Origin of the sequence: Streptomyces gelaticus (genome assembly GCF_014649535.1) — a bacterium.
GTDB lineage: Bacteria > Actinomycetota > Actinomycetes > Streptomycetales > Streptomycetaceae > Streptomyces > Streptomyces gelaticus.
This window is the reverse complement of record NZ_BMTF01000002.1, coordinates 308964-326912: the sequence shown is the minus strand read 5'-3', so window position 1 is coordinate 326912 and position 17949 is coordinate 308964. Positions and strand designations below refer to the sequence as shown.

The window sequence follows — 17949 nt, the reverse complement described above, 5'->3', positions numbered from 1 at the left end:
CGACTAGTAGGAGATGCAATTCTCATGACAGACGCACTCAAGCGCCTCTCCGACGAGGGCGTGGCGATCTGGCTCGATGACCTGTCGCGCAAGCGGATCACCTCGGGCAACCTCGCGGAGCTGATCGACCAGCAGCACGTCGTGGGCGTCACCACCAACCCGTCGATCTTCCAGAAGGCGATCTCGCACGGGGACGGCTACGAGCAGCAGCTCACCGACCTCGCGACCCGCAAGGTCACCGTCGACGAGGCCATCCGGATGATCACGACGGCCGACGTACGGGACGCGGCGGACATCCTGCGCCCGGTCTTCGACGCGACGGGCGGCCAGGACGGCCGGGTCTCCATCGAGGTCGATCCGCGTCTGGCCCACCGCACCGATGCCACCGTCGCCGAGGCCAAGCAGCTGGCCTGGCTGGTGGACCGGCCCAACACGCTCATCAAGATCCCGGCGACGAAGGCCGGTCTCCCGGCGATCACCGAGGTCATCGGCAAGGGCATCAGCGTCAACGTCACGCTGATCTTCTCGCTGGAGCGCTACCGCGAGGTCATGGACGCCTACCTGGCGGGCCTGGAGAAGGCGAAGGCCGCCGGCCTGGACCTGTCCAGGATCCACTCGGTGGCCTCGTTCTTCGTGTCCCGCGTGGACACCGAGATCGACAAGCGCCTCGACACCGTCGGCACCGACGAGGCCAAGGCCCTCAAGGGCAAGGCGGCCCTCGCCAACGCCCGGCTCGCCTACCAAGCGTACGAAGAGGTCTTCGGCTCGGAGCGCTGGGCGGCCCTGGACAAGGCGCAGGCCAACAAGCAGCGTCCGCTGTGGGCCTCCACCGGCGTCAAGGACCCCGCGTACAAGGACACCCTGTACGTGGACGACCTGGTCGCCCCCGGCACGGTGAACACCATGCCCGAGGCCACCCTGGACGCCACCGCCGACCACGGGCAGATCACGGGCAACACCATCTCGGGCACCTACGAGCAGTCCCGCGCCGAGCTCGACGCCGTGGCGAAGCTCGGGATCTCCTACGACGACGTCGTCCAGCTCCTGGAGGACGAGGGCGTCGAGAAGTTCGAGGCGGCCTGGATCGACCTGCTCAACTCGACCGAGGCGGAGCTCAAGCGCCTCGCCCCTTCGGAGGGCTGACCACCTTGTCTGGTGTTCCCGGAGCCAACCCGCTTCGTGACCCCCAGGACCGACGGCTCCCGCGCATCGCGGGACCGTCGGGTCTGGTGATCTTCGGGGTCACGGGCGATTTGTCCCGTAAGAAGCTGATGCCCGCCGTCTACGACCTGGCCAATCGCGGCCTGTTGCCGCCGGGCTTCTCCCTCATCGGTTTCGCGCGCCGTGAGTGGCAGGACGAGGACTTCGCACAGGAGGTCCACGACGCCGTCAAGCAGCACGCGCGCACGCCGTTCCGCGAAGAGGTCTGGCAGCAGCTCATCCAGGGGATGCGCTTCGTCCAGGGCAACTTCGACGACGACGACGCCTTCGAGCAGCTGAAGACCACGATCCAGGAGCTGGACAAGGCGCAGGGCACGGGCGGCAACTTCGCGTTCTACCTGTCCGTGCCGCCGAAGTTCTTCCCCAAGGTCGTCCAGCAGCTCAAGAAGCACGGACTCGCCGACCAGAAGGAGGGCTCCTGGCGGCGTGCCGTCATCGAGAAGCCCTTCGGCCACGACCTGAAGAGCGCTCAGGAGCTCAACCAGATCGTGCACGACGTGTTCCCGCCCAACGAGGTCTTCCGGATCGACCACTACCTGGGCAAGGAGACCGTCCAGAACATCCTGGCGCTGCGGTTCGCCAACACGATGTTCGAGCCGATCTGGAACAGGTCGTACGTCGACCACGTCCAGATCACGATGGCCGAGGACATCGGCATCGGCGGCCGGGCCGGCTACTACGACGGCATCGGCGCCGCCCGTGACGTCATCCAGAACCACCTGCTCCAGCTGCTGGCGCTGACCGCGATGGAGGAGCCCGGCTCCTTCCACCCCAAGGCCCTGGTCGCCGAGAAGCTCAAGGTGCTCACGGCGGTGGAGCTGCCGGAGGACCTGGGCAAGCACACGGTGCGCGCCCAGTACGTGCACGCGTGGCAGGGCGGCGAGGAGGTCCCCGGCTACCTCGAAGAGGACGGCATCGACCCCAAGTCGAAGACCGACACCTACGCCGCGATCAAGCTGACGATCAACAACCGCCGCTGGGCGGGCGTGCCGTTCTACCTCCGTACCGGAAAGCGGCTCGGCCGCCGGGTCACGGAGATCGCGGTCGTCTTCAAGCGGGCCCCGTACCTGCCCTTCGAGTCCGGCGCCACCGAGGAGCTGGGCGGCAACGCCCTGGTCATCCGGGTCCAGCCGGACGAGGGCGTGACGGTGCGGTTCGGCTCCAAGGTGCCCGGCACCTCGATGGAGGTCCGGGACGTCACGATGGACTTCGCGTACGGCGAGTCCTTCACGGAGTCCAGCCCGGAGGCCTACGAGCGGCTCATCCTCGATGTGCTGCTCGGCGACGCCAACCTCTTCCCCCGGCACCAGGAGGTCGAGCTCTCCTGGAACATCCTCGACCCGATCGAGGAGTACTGGGACAAGCACGGCAGGCCCGCCCAGTACCAGGCGGGCACCTGGGGTCCGGCCGAGGCCGACGAGATGCTCGCACGAGACGGACGGAGCTGGCGCCGGCCATGAAGATCGATCTCACGGAAACCACTTCCAGCAAGATCAACCAGGCGCTGGTCGCGGCTCGCCGTGCCATCGGCACCCCGGCCATCGGCATGGTGCTCACCCTGGTCATCGTCACCGACGAGGAGAACGCCTACGACGCGCTCAAGTCGGCCGGCGACGCCTCGCGCGAGCATCCCTCGCGGATCATCGCGGTGATCAAGCGGGTCAGCCGCTCGCCGCGCAGCCGCCGGGACGCCCGGCTCGACGCCGAGGTGCGGGTCGGTTCCGACGCGGGCACCGGCGAGACGGTCGTGCTGCGTCTCCACGGCGAGCTGGTCAACCACGCCCAGTCGGTGGTCCTGCCGCTGCTGCTGCCGGACGCCCCGGTCGTGGTCTGGTGGCCCGAGGACGCCCCCGCCGACCCGGCGAAGGACCCACTGGGCGCGCTCGCCCAGCGCCGGATCACGGACGCGTACTCGGCGGAGGACCCGGCCGCGGAGCTGGCGGCGCGCGCCGACTCGTACACCCCGGGCGACACCGATCTGGCCTGGGCCCGCATCACGCCGTGGCGCTCGATGCTGGCCGCCGCGCTCGACCAGCAGCATGCCGAGCTCGTCTCGGCGACGGTCGAGGGCGAGTCGGAGAACCCGAGCTGCGAGCTGCTCGCCATGTGGCTCGCGGACCGGCTCAAGGTGCCGGTGGAGCGCACCGTCTCCGCCGGTCCCGGCCTGACGGCCGTGCGGATGGAGACGAAGAACGGCGTCATCGTCCTGGACCGTCCCGACGGTTCGCTGGCCACGCTCTCGATGCAGGGCCAGCCGGACCGCGCCGTGGCGCTCAAGCGGCGGGACACCGCCGAGCTGCTCGCCGAGGAGATGCGCCGTCTGGACCCGGACAACACCTACGAGGCAACGGTGAAGTTCGGCGTGGCGCGGCTCGGCGGACCGGCGCAGCCGACGCCGGCCGAGCCCGCGACGGCCACCGCCCCGGCCGCCGCGAAGAAGACCGCGGCCAAGAAGGCGGCGTCGAAGTGAGTGCCCCTCAACTCGTCGTGCACCACGACAAGGAGCTGATGGCGCAGGCCGCCGCGGCCCGGCTGATCACGAGGATCGTGGACGCCCAGGCCGCACGCGGCTACGCCTCGGTGGTGCTCACCGGCGGGCGCAACGGCAACGGCCTGCTGGCCGCGCTCGCCGGTGCGCCCGCCAGGGACGCGATCGACTGGTCGCGGCTCGATCTGTGGTGGGGCGACGAGCGGTTCCTGCCGGAGGGCGACCCGGAGCGCAATGTCACGCAGGCCCGCGAGGCGCTGCTGGACTCGGTGGCGCTGGACCCGTCCCGGGTGCACGCGATGCCCGCCTCGGACGGCCCGTTCGGCAACGACGCCGACGCGGCGGCGGCCTGGTACGCCGAGCAGCTGGCCGCCGCGGCCGGTCCCGAGGACCACGGCCCGGTGCCGACGTTCGACGTGCTGATGCTGGGCGTCGGCCCGGACACCCATGTCGCGTCGCTCTTCCCGGAGCTGCCCGCGGTGCGGGAGACCGAGCGCACCGTTGTCGGTGTGCACGGCGCCCCCAAGCCGCCGCCCACCCGTGTCTCGCTCACGCTGCCCGCGATCCGGGCGGCGCGCGAGGTGTGGCTGCTCGCCGCGGGCGAGGACAAGGCGGAGGCCGCGGAGATCGCGCTCTCGGGCGCCGGGGAGATCCAGGCCCCGGCGGCCGGTGCGTACGGACGCAGCCGCACCCTGTGGCTGATGGACGCGGCGGCGGCCTCCCGGCTGCCGCGCGCGCTGTATCCACCGGCCTCTCCCTGACGGTTCGTCAGTAAGGTTGCCCACGGGCCCGGTTCGCTCCTCGGAGCGGCCGGGCCCGTTGCGTGGGAGTGTGCGGGACTCGGCCCGTGGTGCGGACCGCAACCGGGGTCAGCCGGTGGGTGGGACGCGCTCCAGGAAGGGCTCCAGCAGGCCGGGCACGGCCTCGGAGGCGAAGTCGAGGCCCTCGCTCGCATCCGTGTCGTACGCCGTGTACGCGCCTGCTCCGGCGGCCGTTGTCGCGGTGACGCTCAGCACCCCGGCCCGCCGCTGGAAGTACGTCTGCCGGACCGTCCAGCCGATGACTCCGGCCCGCTCCAGCGCTGCGGTCGAACGCCGGATGCTGCCGGACCTCACCACCAGGTAGTCGCCGCTGATGGCGTGCCCCAGCCCGCGGTACGCGTCCCGGGCCAGGAACACCCCGGCCGCCGGTCCCACGACGGCGCAGGCGAGCGCGGTCCAGAGCAGTACGGGTGTCAGCAGCACGCCCAGGAGAGCCAGCACCAGCACCGGGACCCCGGCGGCCCAGAGCGCCCGGCGCAGCCTGCGACCGCGGGCCGCGAGGGGATGCCCGGTCAGCGAGGCGCCGGTCGGGGACGTGGGCTCGCGCAGGACTTCGGCGGCCACCGCGTCGGCGACCGGCCTGGGCGCGGCGGGCAGCAGGGTGTTGTGATCGCCGTGCCGCTCCTCGTCGTCCTTGGCGAGCCCGGTGGTGATCGCGTCGACCCGGGCCGCGCCGAAGGTCCGGATGCCGAGGGGTTCGACGAGGTCGACCCCGCGCAGCCGGCGTTCCTCGATGGAGACGGACCGGGAGGTCAGCAGTCCGCGCCGGATGCGCAGGGTGCCGCCGGGCTCGCGCTCCAGCCGGTAGTTCCACCACATCTCGACCCACAGGCCGAGCGCGCCGACGACACCGGCGAGCACCGCGGCTAGGGCGAGGATCACGATCATGGTGGGCAGCGAGGTGTCCCGGAACCGGTCGCCGACCCATTCGATCACCTGCCCCTGCGCCCCGAACCAGTCGCTGACCTGCATCACCGCGCCGGCCGCCGCACCGCCGAGCGCCGGGGCGACGAAGGAGACCGGTGCGTAGCGGATCCAGCGCGGGTCGAGGGCGGCGAGCTCGCCCTCCCGATGGGTGCCCGGGGTGCCACCGGCCGCGCGTTCCAGCAGTTCGCGGCGGAGCCGTTCGCTCTCGGGCCGGGTGACCGGGTCGAGTTCCAGGGTGGAGTCGTTGCCGGAGTGCTCGCCGGTGCCGATGCGGACGGTGACCAGGCCGAGTATCCGTTGCAGAGGATGGGCGGTGACGTCGACGCTGCGGATGCGTTCGCGGGCCAGTGAGCGCTTCTTGACCAGGAACAGCCCGGTGTGGAGCTCGACCCGGTCGGCGCCGACCCGGTAGCGGGTGCGGCGCCACCGCACCTGGTCACCGGCCGCCGCGCAGCCGATCAGCAGGACCGAGCCGGCGACGACCCAGGCGATCGCGGGGCCGAAGCCGAGCCGCCCGGACAGTCCGAGCGTGGTCGGCACGGCCGCGCCGGCCACCACCGAGGCCGTGACAAGTGCGCTGAGAAGGACCGTGCGCCGGTCCAGCCGCCGCCAGTCGGCGGTGGTGGCCGGGCCGGGACCACGGTCCGGACGCCGGTCGCCCCCGGTGTCCGGGGAGGGGGAGAGGGCCGCCCCGGAGCTCATGTGGCATCTCCGGGGGTGTCCTGGGTGATCCGGGTGAGCCGTTCGGCCAACCCGGCCGCCGTCTCGTGGTCGAGGCCCTCGATCCGCACCGCGCCCTTGGCCGAGGCGGTGGTGACGGTGACCGTGGCGAGCCGGTAGAGCTGTTCGAGCGGTCCGCGTACCGTGTCCACGGTCTGGATCCGGGACATCGGGGCGATCCGCCACTCCTGCCGGAAGACCCCGGTCCTGACGTACACCGCTTCGTCGGTGACCTCCCAGCGGTGGGTACGGAACCACCATGCGGGAAGGAGGACGGCGCAGCCGACGCCGAGGACCGCGAGCACCCCTGCGGGCAGCAGCAGCCAGAACCGGGCGGGCGCGATGAGGGCGCCCAGCACGGCCAGGACGACCACGGGGGCGGCGGTCAGCAGCAGCCACTGGGCCCGCCACCACCCCACGGCTCTCGGGTCCAGCGTGTTGTTCGGCGGCCGCAGCCGTACCGTCCCCTCCCCCGCGGTCATCGGCTCAGCGCCCCCGGCGGGCGCGGTACGCCTCGACGAGCGCGGCGGTCGAGCTGTCCAGCTGCTCGCCCCCCTTGCCCTCGGTGAGCACCGGCTCGATCTTCTTGGCGAGGACCTTGCCGAGCTCGACGCCCCACTGGTCGAAGGAGTCGATGTTCCAGACGGCACCCTGGACGAAGACCTTGTGCTCGTACAGCGCGATCAGCTGACCGAGCACGGACGGGGTCAGCCGGTCGGCGAGGATCGTCGTCGTCGGGTGGTTGCCCCGGAAGGTCTTGTGCGGCACCAGTTCCTCGGCGACGCCCTCGGCACGGACCTCCTCCGGCGTCTTGCCGAAGGCCAGCGCCTGGGTCTGGGCGAAGAAGTTGGCCATCAGCAGATCGTGCTGGGCGACCAGGCCGGGCAGCAGGTCGGCGACCGGCTCGGCGAAGCCGATGAAGTCGGCCGGGATGACCTTGGTGCCCTGGTGGATCAGCTGGTAGTAGGCATGCTGCCCGTTGGTGCCGGGGGTGCCCCAGACGACCGGTCCGGTCTGCCAGTCGACCGGATTGCCGTCCCGGTCCACGGACTTGCCGTTGGACTCCATGTCCAGCTGCTGCAAGTACGCGGTGAACTTGGACAGATAGTGGCTGTACGGAAGCACGGCATGCGACTGGGCGTCGAAGAATGCCCCGTACCAGACGCCCAACAGACCCAGCAGCAGGGGGACGTTGGACTCGGCGGGGGCGGTGCGGAAGTGCTCGTCGACCAGGTGGAAGCCGTCGAGCATCTCGCGGAACCGCTCCGGGCCGATGGCGATCATCAGCGAGAGGCCGATGGCGGAGTCGTAGGAGTAACGGCCGCCGACCCAGTCCCAGAACTCGAACATGTTGGCGGTGTCGATGCCGAACTCCGCGACCTTCCCGGCGTTCGTGGACAGCGCCACGAAGTGCTTGGCGACCGCGTCCTGACCGGCGTTCAGCCCGGTCAGCAGCCAGTTGCGTGCGGAGGTGGCGTTGGTGACGGTCTCGATCGTGGTGAAGGTCTTCGACGCGACGACGAAGAGCGTCTCGGCCGGGTCGAGATCGCGCACCGCCTCGTGGAGGTCGGCGCCGTCGACGTTCGACACGAAGCGGACGGTCAGCTCGCGGTCCGTGAAGGAGCGCAGCACCTCGTACGCCATGGCGGGGCCGAGGTCGGAGCCGCCGATGCCGATGTTGACGACGTTCTTGATGCGCCTGCCGGTGTGACCGGTCCACTCCCCCGACCTGATGCGGTCGGAGAACGCCGCCATCCGGTCGAGCACGGCGTGCACACCCGGCACCACGTTCTCGCCGTCGACCTCGATCACCGCGTCGCGCGGGGCTCGCAGCGCGGTGTGCAGGACGGCGCGGACCTCGGTGGTGTTGATCTTCTCGCCACGGAACATCGCGTCCCGCAGCTCGGCCACCTTGGTGGCCGCGGCGAGCTCGCGCAGCAGCCGCAGCGTCTCGTCGGTGACCAGGTGCTTGGAGTAGTCGACGTACAGATCGCCGACCGTGAGGGTGTATCCGGTGCCGCGCCGCGGATCGTCCGCGAAGAGCCGGCGCAGATGTGTTGTTCCGAGCTGCTCGCGGTGCTTGCCCAGAGCGGTCCACTCGGGCGTCTGGTTGAGCCTGGTTCGGCTTCGTGTATTCATCCCGGGTATCAGCCCAATTCTTCTCGTGCCTGCAGATGCCCCGCTGCACCTCCAACCTAATTGATCAGAGGGACCGGCGAGACAATGGAGGCCTGCGGACACGGCACAAGCGGCCCGGCCGGGCACCTTGCGGGTGCCCGGCCGGTGAACTTCTAGATTTCGCCCCGGAGTTTCGCCAGGGCCTCGGCGAGGATGGCCTCGCCGTCCGCGTCACTGCGCCGCTCGCGCACGTACGCGAGGTGCGTCTTGTACGGCTCGGTGCGCGGCGGGTCCGGCGGGCTGTCCCGGTCCTGGCCGGCCGGGAAGCCGCAGCGCGGGCAGTCCCAGGTCTCCGGTACCTGCGCGTCACTGGCGAAGCTCGGCTGCGTCTCGTGCCCGTTCGAGCACCAGAAGGAGATGCGGAGGCGCGGCGCGGCCTCACCGCGCTCGGCCTCCCCCATCGGCCCCGCTCCGACCCGGCTTCCCCGGATCGCGTTGCCACTTGCCACGGTCGTAACTCCCTGCGTGATGGTGCTCGAAGATGCCCCAGTCTACGTAAGGCCCAACGCGCGTCCAGTGAAAGGAGTTACACCGTCACCGGGAATCGCGTACGACGGGTCAGTTGTCCAGCTTGATCAGCAGACCAAGCACAACAATGCACGCGAACCACGCCAGACCGACGACCACGGTGATCCGGTCGAGGTTCCGCTCCGCGACCGAGGAACCACCGACCGACGACTGCATGCCGCCACCGAACATGTCGGAGAGGCCGCCGCCCTTTCCCTTGTGCATCAGCACCAGCAGCATCAGCAGCAGGCTGAAGACGATCAGGGCGATCTCGAACGCCAAAATCACGGCTGGTCCCTACTTTCCGGAATTCCTCTGGACTGCATGTGCTGACAACGGGGGCCGGGAGGCTACCCTCCGCGGCCCCCGCAAGGGTACGACGGATCCGCGCTACCGCATACTCACTGGTCGCGGAAGCGGACGATCTTGACGAACTCGTCGGCGTCCAGTGCGGCACCCCCGACCAGCGCCCCGTCCACGTCGGGCTGCGCCATGATCGCGGCGACATTGCCGGACTTCACCGAGCCGCCGTACTGGATACGGACGGCGTCCGCCAGCTCCTGCGAGTACAGCTCGGCCAGCCGGCCGCGGATCGCACCGCAGACCTCCTGGGCGTCCTGGGGCGTGGCGACCTCACCGGTGCCGATGGCCCAGACCGGCTCGTAGGCGATCACGATGGACTCGGCCTGCTCGGCGGGGACGTCCTTCAGACCGCCGTCGAGCTGCGCGAGGGTGTAGGAGACCTGGTCACCGGCCTTGCGGACGTCCAGACCCTCGCCGACGCAGAGGATCGGGGTCAGGCCGTGCTTGTACGCGGCCTTCACCTTGGCGTTGCAGATCTCGTCGGTCTCGCCGTGGTACTGCCGGCGCTCGCTGTGGCCGACGGCGACATAGGTGCACCGCAGCTTGGCGAGCATCGGGCCGGAGATCTCACCGGTGTACGCGCCGGAGTCGTGCGCCGAGATGTCCTGGGCGCCGTACTTGATCTTCAGCTTGTCGCCCTCGACCAGGGTCTGCACGGAGCGCAGGTCGGTGAAGGGCGGCAGCACGGCGACCTCGACGACGTCGTAGTCCTTGTCGGTCAGTGCGAAGCCGAGCTTCTGGGTGTGTGCGATGGCCTCGAGGTGGTTGAGGTTCATCTTCCAGTTGCCCGCCATCAGCGGGGTACGCGTGGTCATGAAAGGTCAGTCCTCCAGTGCGGCGAGGCCGGGAAGCGTCTTGCCCTCGAGGTATTCGAGGCTGGCACCGCCACCGGTCGAGATGTGTCCGAATGCGTTTTCGTCGAAGCCCAGGGTGCGGACGGCCGCGGCGGAGTCGCCACCGCCGACGACACTGAAGCCCGAGGAATCGACGAGGGCCTGGGCGACGGCCCGGGTTCCCTCGGCGTAGTCGGGGTGCTCGAAGACGCCCATCGGGCCGTTCCAGAAGACGGTGGCGGCGTCGGCGAGCTTCGATGCGTACAGCGCGTTGGTCTCGGGGCCGTTGTCCAGGCCCATGAACCCGGCCGGCATGGCGTCCGCGGGCACGGTGCGGTGCTCGGTCGGAGCCTTGGCCTTGAGGTCCGGGAACTGCGCGGAGACCACGACGTCGACGGGGAGCACGAACTCCACGCCCCTGTTCTCGGCCCGCTTGAGGTACTCCAGCACCGCCGGGATCTGGTCCTCCTGGAGGAGCGAGCTGCCGACCTCGTGGCCCTGGGCCTTGAGGAAGGTGTACGCCATGCCACCGCCGATCAGGATGCGGTCGGCACGCTCCAGGAGGTGGTCGATGACGCCGAGCTTGTCGGAGACCTTGGAGCCGCCGAGCACCACGGCGTAGGGGCGCTCGACGTTCTCGGTGAGCTTCTTCAGGACGCCGACCTCGGTGGCGATCAGGTCGCCGGCGGCGTGCGGCAGCCGGGCCGGGAGGTCGAAGACCGAGGCGTGCTTGCGGTGCACCGCTCCGAAGCCGTCGCCCACGTACAGGTCGGCGAGCTCGGCGAGCCGGTCGGCGAACTCACCGCGCTCGGCGTCGTCCTTGGACGTCTCGCCGGGGTTGAAGCGGAGATTCTCGAGGACGGCGACCTCGCCGTCCCCGAGGGCGGCGACCGTGGCGCGGGCCGACTCGCCGACCGTGTCGGTCGCGAAGGCCACGTCGGCGCCGATGAGTTCGCCGAGGCGGGCGGCGGCGGGCGCCAGAGAGAAGGCCGGGTCCGGGGCGCCCTTGGGGCGGCCCAGGTGCGAGGCGACGACGACCCGCGCGCCGGCCGCGACGAGCTTCTCCACGGTCGGCTGGACGGCGCGGATACGGCCGTCGTCGGTGATGGTGGTGCCGCTCAGCGGCACGTTGAGGTCGGCGCGGACGAATACGCGCTTGCCGGTGACCCCTTCGGCGATCAGTTCGTCGATCGTCTTCATCTTGCTGGACTCCTTGGAGGGCGGGAGAGCATGCGACGGGGCCCGAACGGCGCGGCGTTGCGCTGTTCGAGCCCCGTGCTCACATCTGGCTGCCTGGCCGTTCGACGGTCAGAGCTGGCTGCCGACGAAGACGGTCAGGTCGACGAGGCGGTTGGAGTAACCCCACTCATTGTCGTACCAGCCGAGGATCTTCACCGACTTGCCCTCCTGAACCATGGTCAGCGAGGAGTCGAAGGTGCAGGACGCCGGGTCGCTGACGATGTCCGAGGACACGATCGGGTCCTCGGTGTAGTACAGGATGCCCTTGAGGTCGCCGTCGTCCGCGGCCTTCTTGAACGCGGCGTTGACCTCGTCCTTGGTGACCTCGCGCTGGAGCTCGACGACAAGGTCGGTGGCCGAGCCGGTCGGGACCGGGACGCGCATGGCGATGCCGTCCAGCTTGCCCTTCAACTGCGGCAGCACGAGGGCGGTGGCCTTGGCGGCACCGGTGGTGGTCGGGATGATGTTCTCGGCGGCGGCGCGGGCGCGACGCAGGTCCGAGTGCGGGAAGTCCAGGATGCGCTGGTCGTTGGTGTACGCGTGGACCGTCGTCATGAGGCCCTTGACGATGCCGAAGTTCTCGTCCAGAACCTTGGCCATCGGTGCGACACAGTTGGTCGTGCAGGACGCGTTGGAGATGACGTGGTGGTTGGCCGCGTCATACTTGTCCTGGTTGACGCCCATCACGATGGTGATGTCCTCGCCCTTGGCCGGAGCCGAGATGAGGACCTTCTTGGCGCCGCCCGCGATGTGCTTCTCGGCGTCGGCCTTCTTCGTGAAGATGCCGGTCGACTCGACGACGATGTCGACGCCCAGTTCACCCCAGGGGATGTCGGCCGGGTTGCGCTCGGAGAGAACCTTGATCGTGTGACCATCGACGGTGATGGTGTCGGCGGTGTGGCTGACCTCTGCCTTCAGACGACCCAGGATGGTGTCGTACTTCAGCAGGTGGGCCGTGGTCGCGGTGTCACCCAGGTCGTTGACAGCCACGATCTCGATGTCCGCACCCTGCTCCAGCAGCGCGCGGAAGTAGTTACGACCGATGCGACCGAAGCCGTTGATGCCTACGCGGATCGTCACGAACCGATCTCCTCGTTTGGTACGCGGAGTTTTCACCCCGGCGAGTTGTATGAGATGTCCCCGACCGCCTCCGACCCTACCTCTCCGAGGCCCCCGGAGTGACATTGAGCGGGGCCTTGGGAACGCCTGAGGCCCGTACCCCTCGATAGGAGTACGGGCCTCCGAATACTTGGTCGCATACGCAGCGAAAACTACGCAGCGTCAGCATCCCGGGGAGCTCCGCGCGTGCCGGATCCGGCCGGATTCGTTCCCGTCGCGGGTCAGCCCACCAGGCCGTCGGCGAGCTCCTCGCCGAGGGTGGATTCGGTGCCCGGAATGCCCAGGTCCTGGGCCCTCTTGTCGGCCATCGCCAGCAGCCGGCGGATCCGGCCGGCGACCGCGTCCTTGGTCAGCGGCGGGTCGGCGAGCGCGCCCAGCTCCTCCAGGGAGGCCTGCTTGTGCTCCATGCGCAGCCGTCCGGCCGCCGCGAGGTGCTCGGGCACCTCCTCGCCCAGGATCTCCAGCGCGCGCCCCACCCGGGCGCCCGCGGCGACCGCGGCCCGCGCGGAACGGCGCAGGTTGGCGTCGTCGAAGTTGGCGAGCCGGTTGGCCGTGGCGCGGACCTCGCGGCGCATCCGCCGCTCCTCCCAGGCGAGCACCGACTCATGGGCGCCCAGCCGGGTGAGCAGCGCGCCGATCGCATCGCCGTCACGGACGACGACCCGGTCCACCCCGCGCACCTCGCGGGCCTTGGCCGCGATGGAGAGCCTGCGGGCCGCGCCGACCAGCGCGAGCGCCGCCTCCGGGCCGGGGCAGGTCACCTCCAGCGAGGAGGAGCGGCCCGGCTCGGTGAGCGAGCCATGGGCCAGGAAGGCTCCGCGCCAGGCCGCCTCGGCATCGCAGGTGGCCCCCGAGACCACCTGCGGGGGCAGCCCGCGGATGGGACGGCCGCGACCGTCCACCAGACCTGTCTGGCGGGCCAGCTGGTCGCCGCCGGCCACCACCCGTACGACATAGCGGGAACCGCGCCGCAGGCCTCCGGGGGCCATCACGATCAGCTCCGAGCTGTGCCCGAAGATCTCGAGGATGTCCCGCTTGAGCCGACGTGCCGCCATCGCGGTGTCCAGCTCCGCCTCGATCACAATCCGGCCGCTGACCAGGTGCAGCCCACCCGCGAACCGAAGAATCGCCGAAACCTCTGCCTTCCTGCAGCAGGTCCGGGTCACGGGAAGCCGAGAGATTTCGTCCTTCACCGCCGGCGTCATCGCCATGGGCCGATCCTTCCATGCATCCGAAAAATACGGTCGTACGCGGCGGCCAACAGCTCCGGATCATGGATCGGAACGCCGTCGGGTGAGGCCACCGGCGCCAGCTCGACCGCGGCGCCGAGCCGCTTGGCGGCATCGGCGAGGGACTCACGATCGGGCACAGCGGCTTCGTCGGCCAGCACCACGTCCAGGGCGAGTTTAGGGGCGTGTCGTCCCAAAACCTCCAAATGACGCTGCGGGGAGAAGCCATCAGTTTCACCGGGTTGCGGTGCGAGGTTGAGCGAGAGGACCTTGCGGGCCTTGGTTTCGACGAGCGCGTCGAGCAGTTCGGGGACGAGCAGGTGCGGGATCACGGAGGAGAACCAGGATCCCGGGCCGAGCACCACCCAGTCGGCGTCGAGCACCGCGGCGACGGCCTCGGGGACGGCCGGCGGGTCGTGCGGGACGAGGTGCACGGACTGCACCTCGCCGGGGGTGAGCGCCACGGTGGCCTGTCCGCGCACGGTGTCCACGTCGTCCGGGCGGGCCGGGTCGTGTCCCCGGACCAGCGCCTGGAGCTCCAGCGGCACGGCGGACATGGGCAGCACCCGGCCGTGCGCCCCGAGGAGCTTGCCGACCAGGTCGAGTGCCTGGACATGGTCGCCGAGCTGCTCCCAGAGGGCGACGATCAGGAGATTGCCGACCGCGTGCTCGTGCAGGTCGCCCTTGGACTGGAAGCGGTGCTGGATCACCCGGGCCCAGGTCTGGCCCCAGTCGTCGTCGCCGCACAGGGCGGCGAGCGCCTTGCGCAGGTCGCCGGGCGGCAGTACGCCGAGCTCCTCGCGGAGCCGGCCGCTGGAGCCGCCGTCGTCGGCGACGGTGACCACGGCGGTGAGATCGCCGGTGATCCGGCGGAGCGACGCGAGCGACGCGGACAGCCCCATGCCGCCGCCGAGGGCGACGACCTTGGGCTGTGCGCCGCGCTTGCGGCCGGGCAGCGCGGAGGTGGCTCTGCGCAGCCGCCGCAGGCGCAGATTGCGGCTGGTCACTCGCGCCCCATGTCCCGGTGGACGAGGACCGTCTCGATGCCTTCGGTCGCGAGCCGGGCCGCGAGCTTCTCGGACATGGCGACCGAACGGTGCTTGCCGCCCGTGCAGCCGACGGCGATCGTCACATAGCGCTTGCCCTCGCGCCGGTACCCGGTGGCGATGAGCTGGAGCAGCTCCGTGTACTGGTTGAGGAACTCCTTGGCGCCGGGCTGGTCGAAGACGTAGGCGGAGACCTCCTCGTTGAGCCCGGTGAACGGGCGCAGCTCGGGGACCCAGTGCGGATTGGGCAGGAAGCGGCAGTCGACCACCAGGTCGGCGTCGACCGGCAGGCCGTACTTGAAGCCGAACGACATGACCGTGGCGCGCAGCTCCGGCTCCTCGTCACCGGCGAACTGGGCGTCCATCTTGGCGCGCAGTTCGTGCACGTTGAGGCTGGAGGTGTCGATCACCAGGTCGGCGTCGCCGCGCAGCTCGCGCAGCAGGTCGCGCTCGGCGGCGATGCCGTCGACGATCCGGCCGTCGCCCTGGAGGGGGTGCGGGCGGCGGACCGATTCGAAGCGGCGGACGAGGGCGTCGTCGGAGGACTCCAGGAAGACGATCCGCCGGGTGACGTGCTTGGCCTCCAGGTCGGCGAGGGATTCGCGGAGGTTGTCGAAGAAGCGGCGCCCGCGGACGTCGACGACGACGGCGATCCGTGCCACGTTGCCCTGCGAGCGGGCGCCGAGCTCGACCATGGTGGGGATCAGGGCGGGCGGCAGGTTGTCGACGACGAACCAGCCGAGGTCCTCCAGACACTTGGCCGCCGTACTGCGCCCGGCGCCCGACATCCCCGAGATGATCACCAGCTCGGGAATGGTCGCATTCCCGTCGCCCGTCTCGATCGTGGTGCCCGTACTCACGTGTCCTGCTCCGTCTGCTCGGTCGGTGCCGTCGTGCTCGACTTCGTGCTCGCGCTCGGCTTCGTGTGCGTTCTCACGCTCGGTCATGTCGTGCTGCCCCCGTCGTCCTCTTCAATGATCTCTCCTGTCGCCGTGTTCACGGCGGGCGAGGCCGGGGCGGTCGAGGCGAGGGCGACAGCCACTGATTCCGCCGTCCTGCGGCCTATCCCCGGAACCTCGCAGATCTCGTCGATTGTCGCCTGCCTCAGCTTCTTCACGGAGCCGAAATGCTTGATCAACGCCTGTTTCCGGGTTTCGCCGAGGCCTGCGACGGCGTCCAGCGGGCTGGAGCGGATGCGTTTGGCCCGCTTGGCGCGCTGATACGTGATCGCGAAGCGGTGCGCCTCGTCACGGACGCGCTGGAGGAGATAGAGGCCCTCGCTGGAGCGGGGCAGGACGACGGGGTCGTCGTCATCGGGCAGCCAGACCTCTTCGAGGCGCTTGGCGAGGCCGCAGACGGCGATGTCGTCGATCCCCAGCTCGTCGAGGGCCCGCCTGGCGGCGGCGACCTGCGGCTGGCCGCCGTCGACCACGACGAGCTGCGGCGGATAGGCAAACCGCTTGGGACGCCCGTCGTCCTCGCGCGGCTCGGCGTCCGGGCCGGGGGCGGCGTCCGGGCCGGGGGCGGCGTCCGGGACCGGTCCGGTCGGGGCGGGGGTCTCCTCCCACTCCCCCGTGCGCTCCTTTTCCTGGAGGTACCTCTTGAAGCGGCGGCCGATCACCTCGTGCATCGACCGGACGTCGTCCTGGCCCTCGAAGCCCTTGATCTGGAAGCGGCGGTACTCGCTCTTGCGGGCGAGCCCGTCCTCGAAGACGACCATGGAGGCGACCACGTCCTCGCCCTGGAGGTGCGAGATGTCGAAGCACTCGATGCGCAGCGGGGCGGTGTCGAGGCCGAGCGCCTCGGCGATCTCCTCCAGGGCTCGGGAGCGGGTGGTCAGGTCGGAGGCACGCTTGGTCTTGTGCAGCCCCAGGGCCTGCTGGGCGTTGCGCTGGACCGTCGCCATCAGGTCCTTCTTGTCGCCGCGCTGCGGGATGCGCAGGCTGACCTGGGAGCCGCGGCGGCCGGCGAGCCACTGGGAGACCGCGTCGGGATCCTCTGGCAGGGCCGGGACGAGGACCTCCTTGGGGACGGCGTCGCCCGCCTCCTCGCCGTACAGCTGCTGGAGGGCGTGCTCCACCAGACGCGAGGTGTCGACGTTCTCGACTTTGTCGGTGACCCAGCCGCGCTGTCCGCGCACCCGGCCGCCGCGTACGTGGAAGATCTGGACGGCGGCTTCGAGCTCGTCCTCGGCGACCGCGATCAGGTCGGCGTCGGTGGCGTCGGCCAGGACGACGGCGCTCTTCTCCATGGCCCGCTTGAGGGCCTCCACATCGTCGCGGAGCCGGGCCGCCCGCTCGTACTCCATCTCCTCGGCCGCCGCCATCATGTCCTTCTCCAGGCGGCGGATGTACGTACCGGTCCGGCCGGCCATGAAGTCACAGAAGTCGTCGGCCAGTTCGCGGTGTTCTTCTGGGGTGACGCGGCCGACGCACGGGGCCGAGCACTTGCCGATGTAGCCGAGGAGGCACGGACGGCCGGTCCTGGCGGCGTTCTTGAAGACTCCGGCGGAGCACGTACGCACCGGGAAGACCCGAAGCATCAGGTCGACCGTCTCGCGGATCGCCCAGGCGTGCCCGTACGGACCGAAGTAGCGCACGCCCTTCTTCTTGGCTCCCCGCATGACCTGGACGCGCGGGAACTCCTCGCCCAGCGTGACGGCGAGATACGGATAGCTCTTGTCGTCGCGGTACTTGACATTGAACCGAGGGTCGAACTCCTTGATCCAGGAGTACTCCAGCTGGAGGGCCTCGACCTCGGTGGAGACGACCGTCCATTCCACCGAGGCGGCCGTGGTGACCATCGTGCGCGTACGCGGGTGGAGCGCGGCCAGGTCCTGGAAGTAATTGGCCAGGCGCTGGCGCAGGTTCTTGGCCTTGCCGACGTAGATCACCCGGCGGTGTTCGTCGCGGAATCTGTAGACCCCCGGGGAGTCGGGGATCTGTCCCGGCTTGGGGCGGTAGCTGGAGGGGTCTGCCATGTGTCCCACCCTACTTGCGGGCAGTGACAGTGCGGCCGGACCGCAAGTGGTGCCGCGCTCCGGGGCGCGGATCGCGGAAGCGGGCCCGGCGCCCGGGTCCGGGGGTGCCACTGCCGGTCACGGGTTCTGCCGGTGGCGGCGGTCGCACAGGACGGTGAGCCCGCCGAGGCCGAGCACCGCGAGAGCGCCCGCTCCGGCGGCGGCCGAGGCGGCGGTCAAGGCCGGGCCGAGCACTGTGCCCGCGGTGGCCGGACGGGTGTCCGAGGAGCGCGTCCGGT

16 protein-coding genes are annotated in these 17949 nt (G+C 70.3%); 4 read left to right on the top strand and 12 right to left on the bottom strand.

What is annotated here, in order from left to right:
• Nucleotides 1–24 precede the first annotated feature (24 nt).
• Genes tal through pgl form a run of 4 tightly spaced genes read left to right on the top strand, consistent with a single transcriptional unit; the run spans nt 25 to nt 4470 of the window.
• The gene (tal, locus tag IE107_RS04200) at nt 25–1143 is read left to right on the top strand and encodes a transaldolase (protein ID WP_189541148.1); all 1119 of its coding nucleotides are present in this window, start codon (nt 25–27) and stop codon (nt 1141–1143) included.
• 5 nt (nt 1144–1148) lie between these two features.
• A complete protein-coding gene (gene zwf, locus IE107_RS04195; RefSeq protein ID WP_189541146.1) occupies nt 1149–2681 on the top strand; it encodes a glucose-6-phosphate dehydrogenase in 1533 nt (510 codons plus the stop codon).
• A complete protein-coding gene (gene opcA / locus IE107_RS04190) occupies nt 2678–3691 on the top strand; it encodes a glucose-6-phosphate dehydrogenase assembly protein OpcA (RefSeq protein WP_189541144.1) in 1014 nt (337 codons plus the stop codon). The genes zwf and opcA overlap by 4 nt, the downstream gene beginning before the upstream one ends.
• Entirely contained in the window at nt 3688–4470 is a 783-nt protein-coding gene (gene pgl / locus IE107_RS04185; RefSeq protein ID WP_189541142.1) for a 6-phosphogluconolactonase, read from the top strand. Before opcA ends, pgl begins: the two co-directional genes overlap by 4 nt.
• Before the next feature lie 108 nt (nt 4471–4578).
• Here the strand turns inward: pgl and IE107_RS04180 are convergent, their stop codons facing one another.
• From IE107_RS04180 to uvrC, 12 genes are all read right to left on the bottom strand, one after another.
• Nucleotides 4579–6159, bottom strand: coding sequence for a PH domain-containing protein (locus IE107_RS04180; protein WP_189541141.1), 1581 nt, complete (start codon nt 6157–6159; stop codon nt 4579–4581).
• Nucleotides 6156–6659, bottom strand: a complete 504-nt coding sequence (locus tag IE107_RS04175; RefSeq protein WP_189541138.1) for a PH domain-containing protein — start codon at nt 6657–6659, stop codon at nt 6156–6158. The genes IE107_RS04180 and IE107_RS04175 overlap by 4 nt, the downstream gene beginning before the upstream one ends.
• Nucleotides 6660–6663: 4 nt before the next feature.
• Nucleotides 6664–8316 (bottom strand): glucose-6-phosphate isomerase, encoded by a 1653-nt coding sequence (gene pgi, locus IE107_RS04170; protein WP_189541136.1) that lies wholly within the window; start codon nt 8314–8316, stop codon nt 6664–6666.
• 152 nt (nt 8317–8468) lie between these two features.
• Complete coding sequence (locus IE107_RS04165) at nt 8469–8804, bottom strand: RNA polymerase-binding protein RbpA (protein WP_189541135.1); 336 nt, start codon at nt 8802–8804, stop codon at nt 8469–8471.
• A gap of 109 nt (nt 8805–8913) precedes the next feature.
• On the bottom strand, nt 8914–9150 hold the full coding sequence (gene secG / locus IE107_RS04160) for a preprotein translocase subunit SecG (protein WP_093539669.1): 237 nt from the start codon (nt 9148–9150) through the stop codon (nt 8914–8916).
• 113 nt (nt 9151–9263) lie between these two features.
• Nucleotides 9264–10040: a triose-phosphate isomerase gene (tpiA, locus tag IE107_RS04155; protein ID WP_189541133.1), complete on the bottom strand. Its 777-nt coding sequence runs from the start codon at nt 10038–10040 to the stop codon at nt 9264–9266.
• 6 nt (nt 10041–10046) lie between these two features.
• Entirely contained in the window at nt 10047–11258 is a 1212-nt protein-coding gene (locus IE107_RS04150) for a phosphoglycerate kinase (RefSeq protein WP_189541131.1), read from the bottom strand.
• A gap of 108 nt (nt 11259–11366) precedes the next feature.
• On the bottom strand, nt 11367–12377 hold the full coding sequence (gene gap, locus IE107_RS04145; RefSeq protein WP_189541129.1) for a type I glyceraldehyde-3-phosphate dehydrogenase: 1011 nt from the start codon (nt 12375–12377) through the stop codon (nt 11367–11369).
• A 260-nt stretch (nt 12378–12637) separates the two neighbouring features.
• A complete protein-coding gene (whiA, locus tag IE107_RS04140; protein WP_148834166.1) occupies nt 12638–13627 on the bottom strand; it encodes a DNA-binding protein WhiA in 990 nt (329 codons plus the stop codon).
• The gene (locus tag IE107_RS04135; RefSeq protein ID WP_189541127.1) at nt 13618–14652 is read right to left on the bottom strand and encodes a gluconeogenesis factor YvcK family protein; all 1035 of its coding nucleotides are present in this window, start codon (nt 14650–14652) and stop codon (nt 13618–13620) included. Before IE107_RS04135 ends, whiA begins: the two co-directional genes overlap by 10 nt.
• Entirely contained in the window at nt 14649–15638 is a 990-nt protein-coding gene (gene rapZ, locus IE107_RS04130) for an RNase adapter RapZ (RefSeq protein ID WP_189541125.1), read from the bottom strand. The genes IE107_RS04135 and rapZ overlap by 4 nt, the downstream gene beginning before the upstream one ends.
• Nucleotides 15635–17671 carry an excinuclease ABC subunit UvrC gene (uvrC, locus tag IE107_RS04125; protein ID WP_189541123.1) on the bottom strand — a complete coding sequence of 679 codons (2037 nt, stop codon included), beginning with the start codon at nt 17669–17671 and terminating at the stop codon, nt 15635–15637. Before uvrC ends, rapZ begins: the two co-directional genes overlap by 4 nt.
• Nucleotides 17672–17949: the final 278 nt, after the last annotated feature.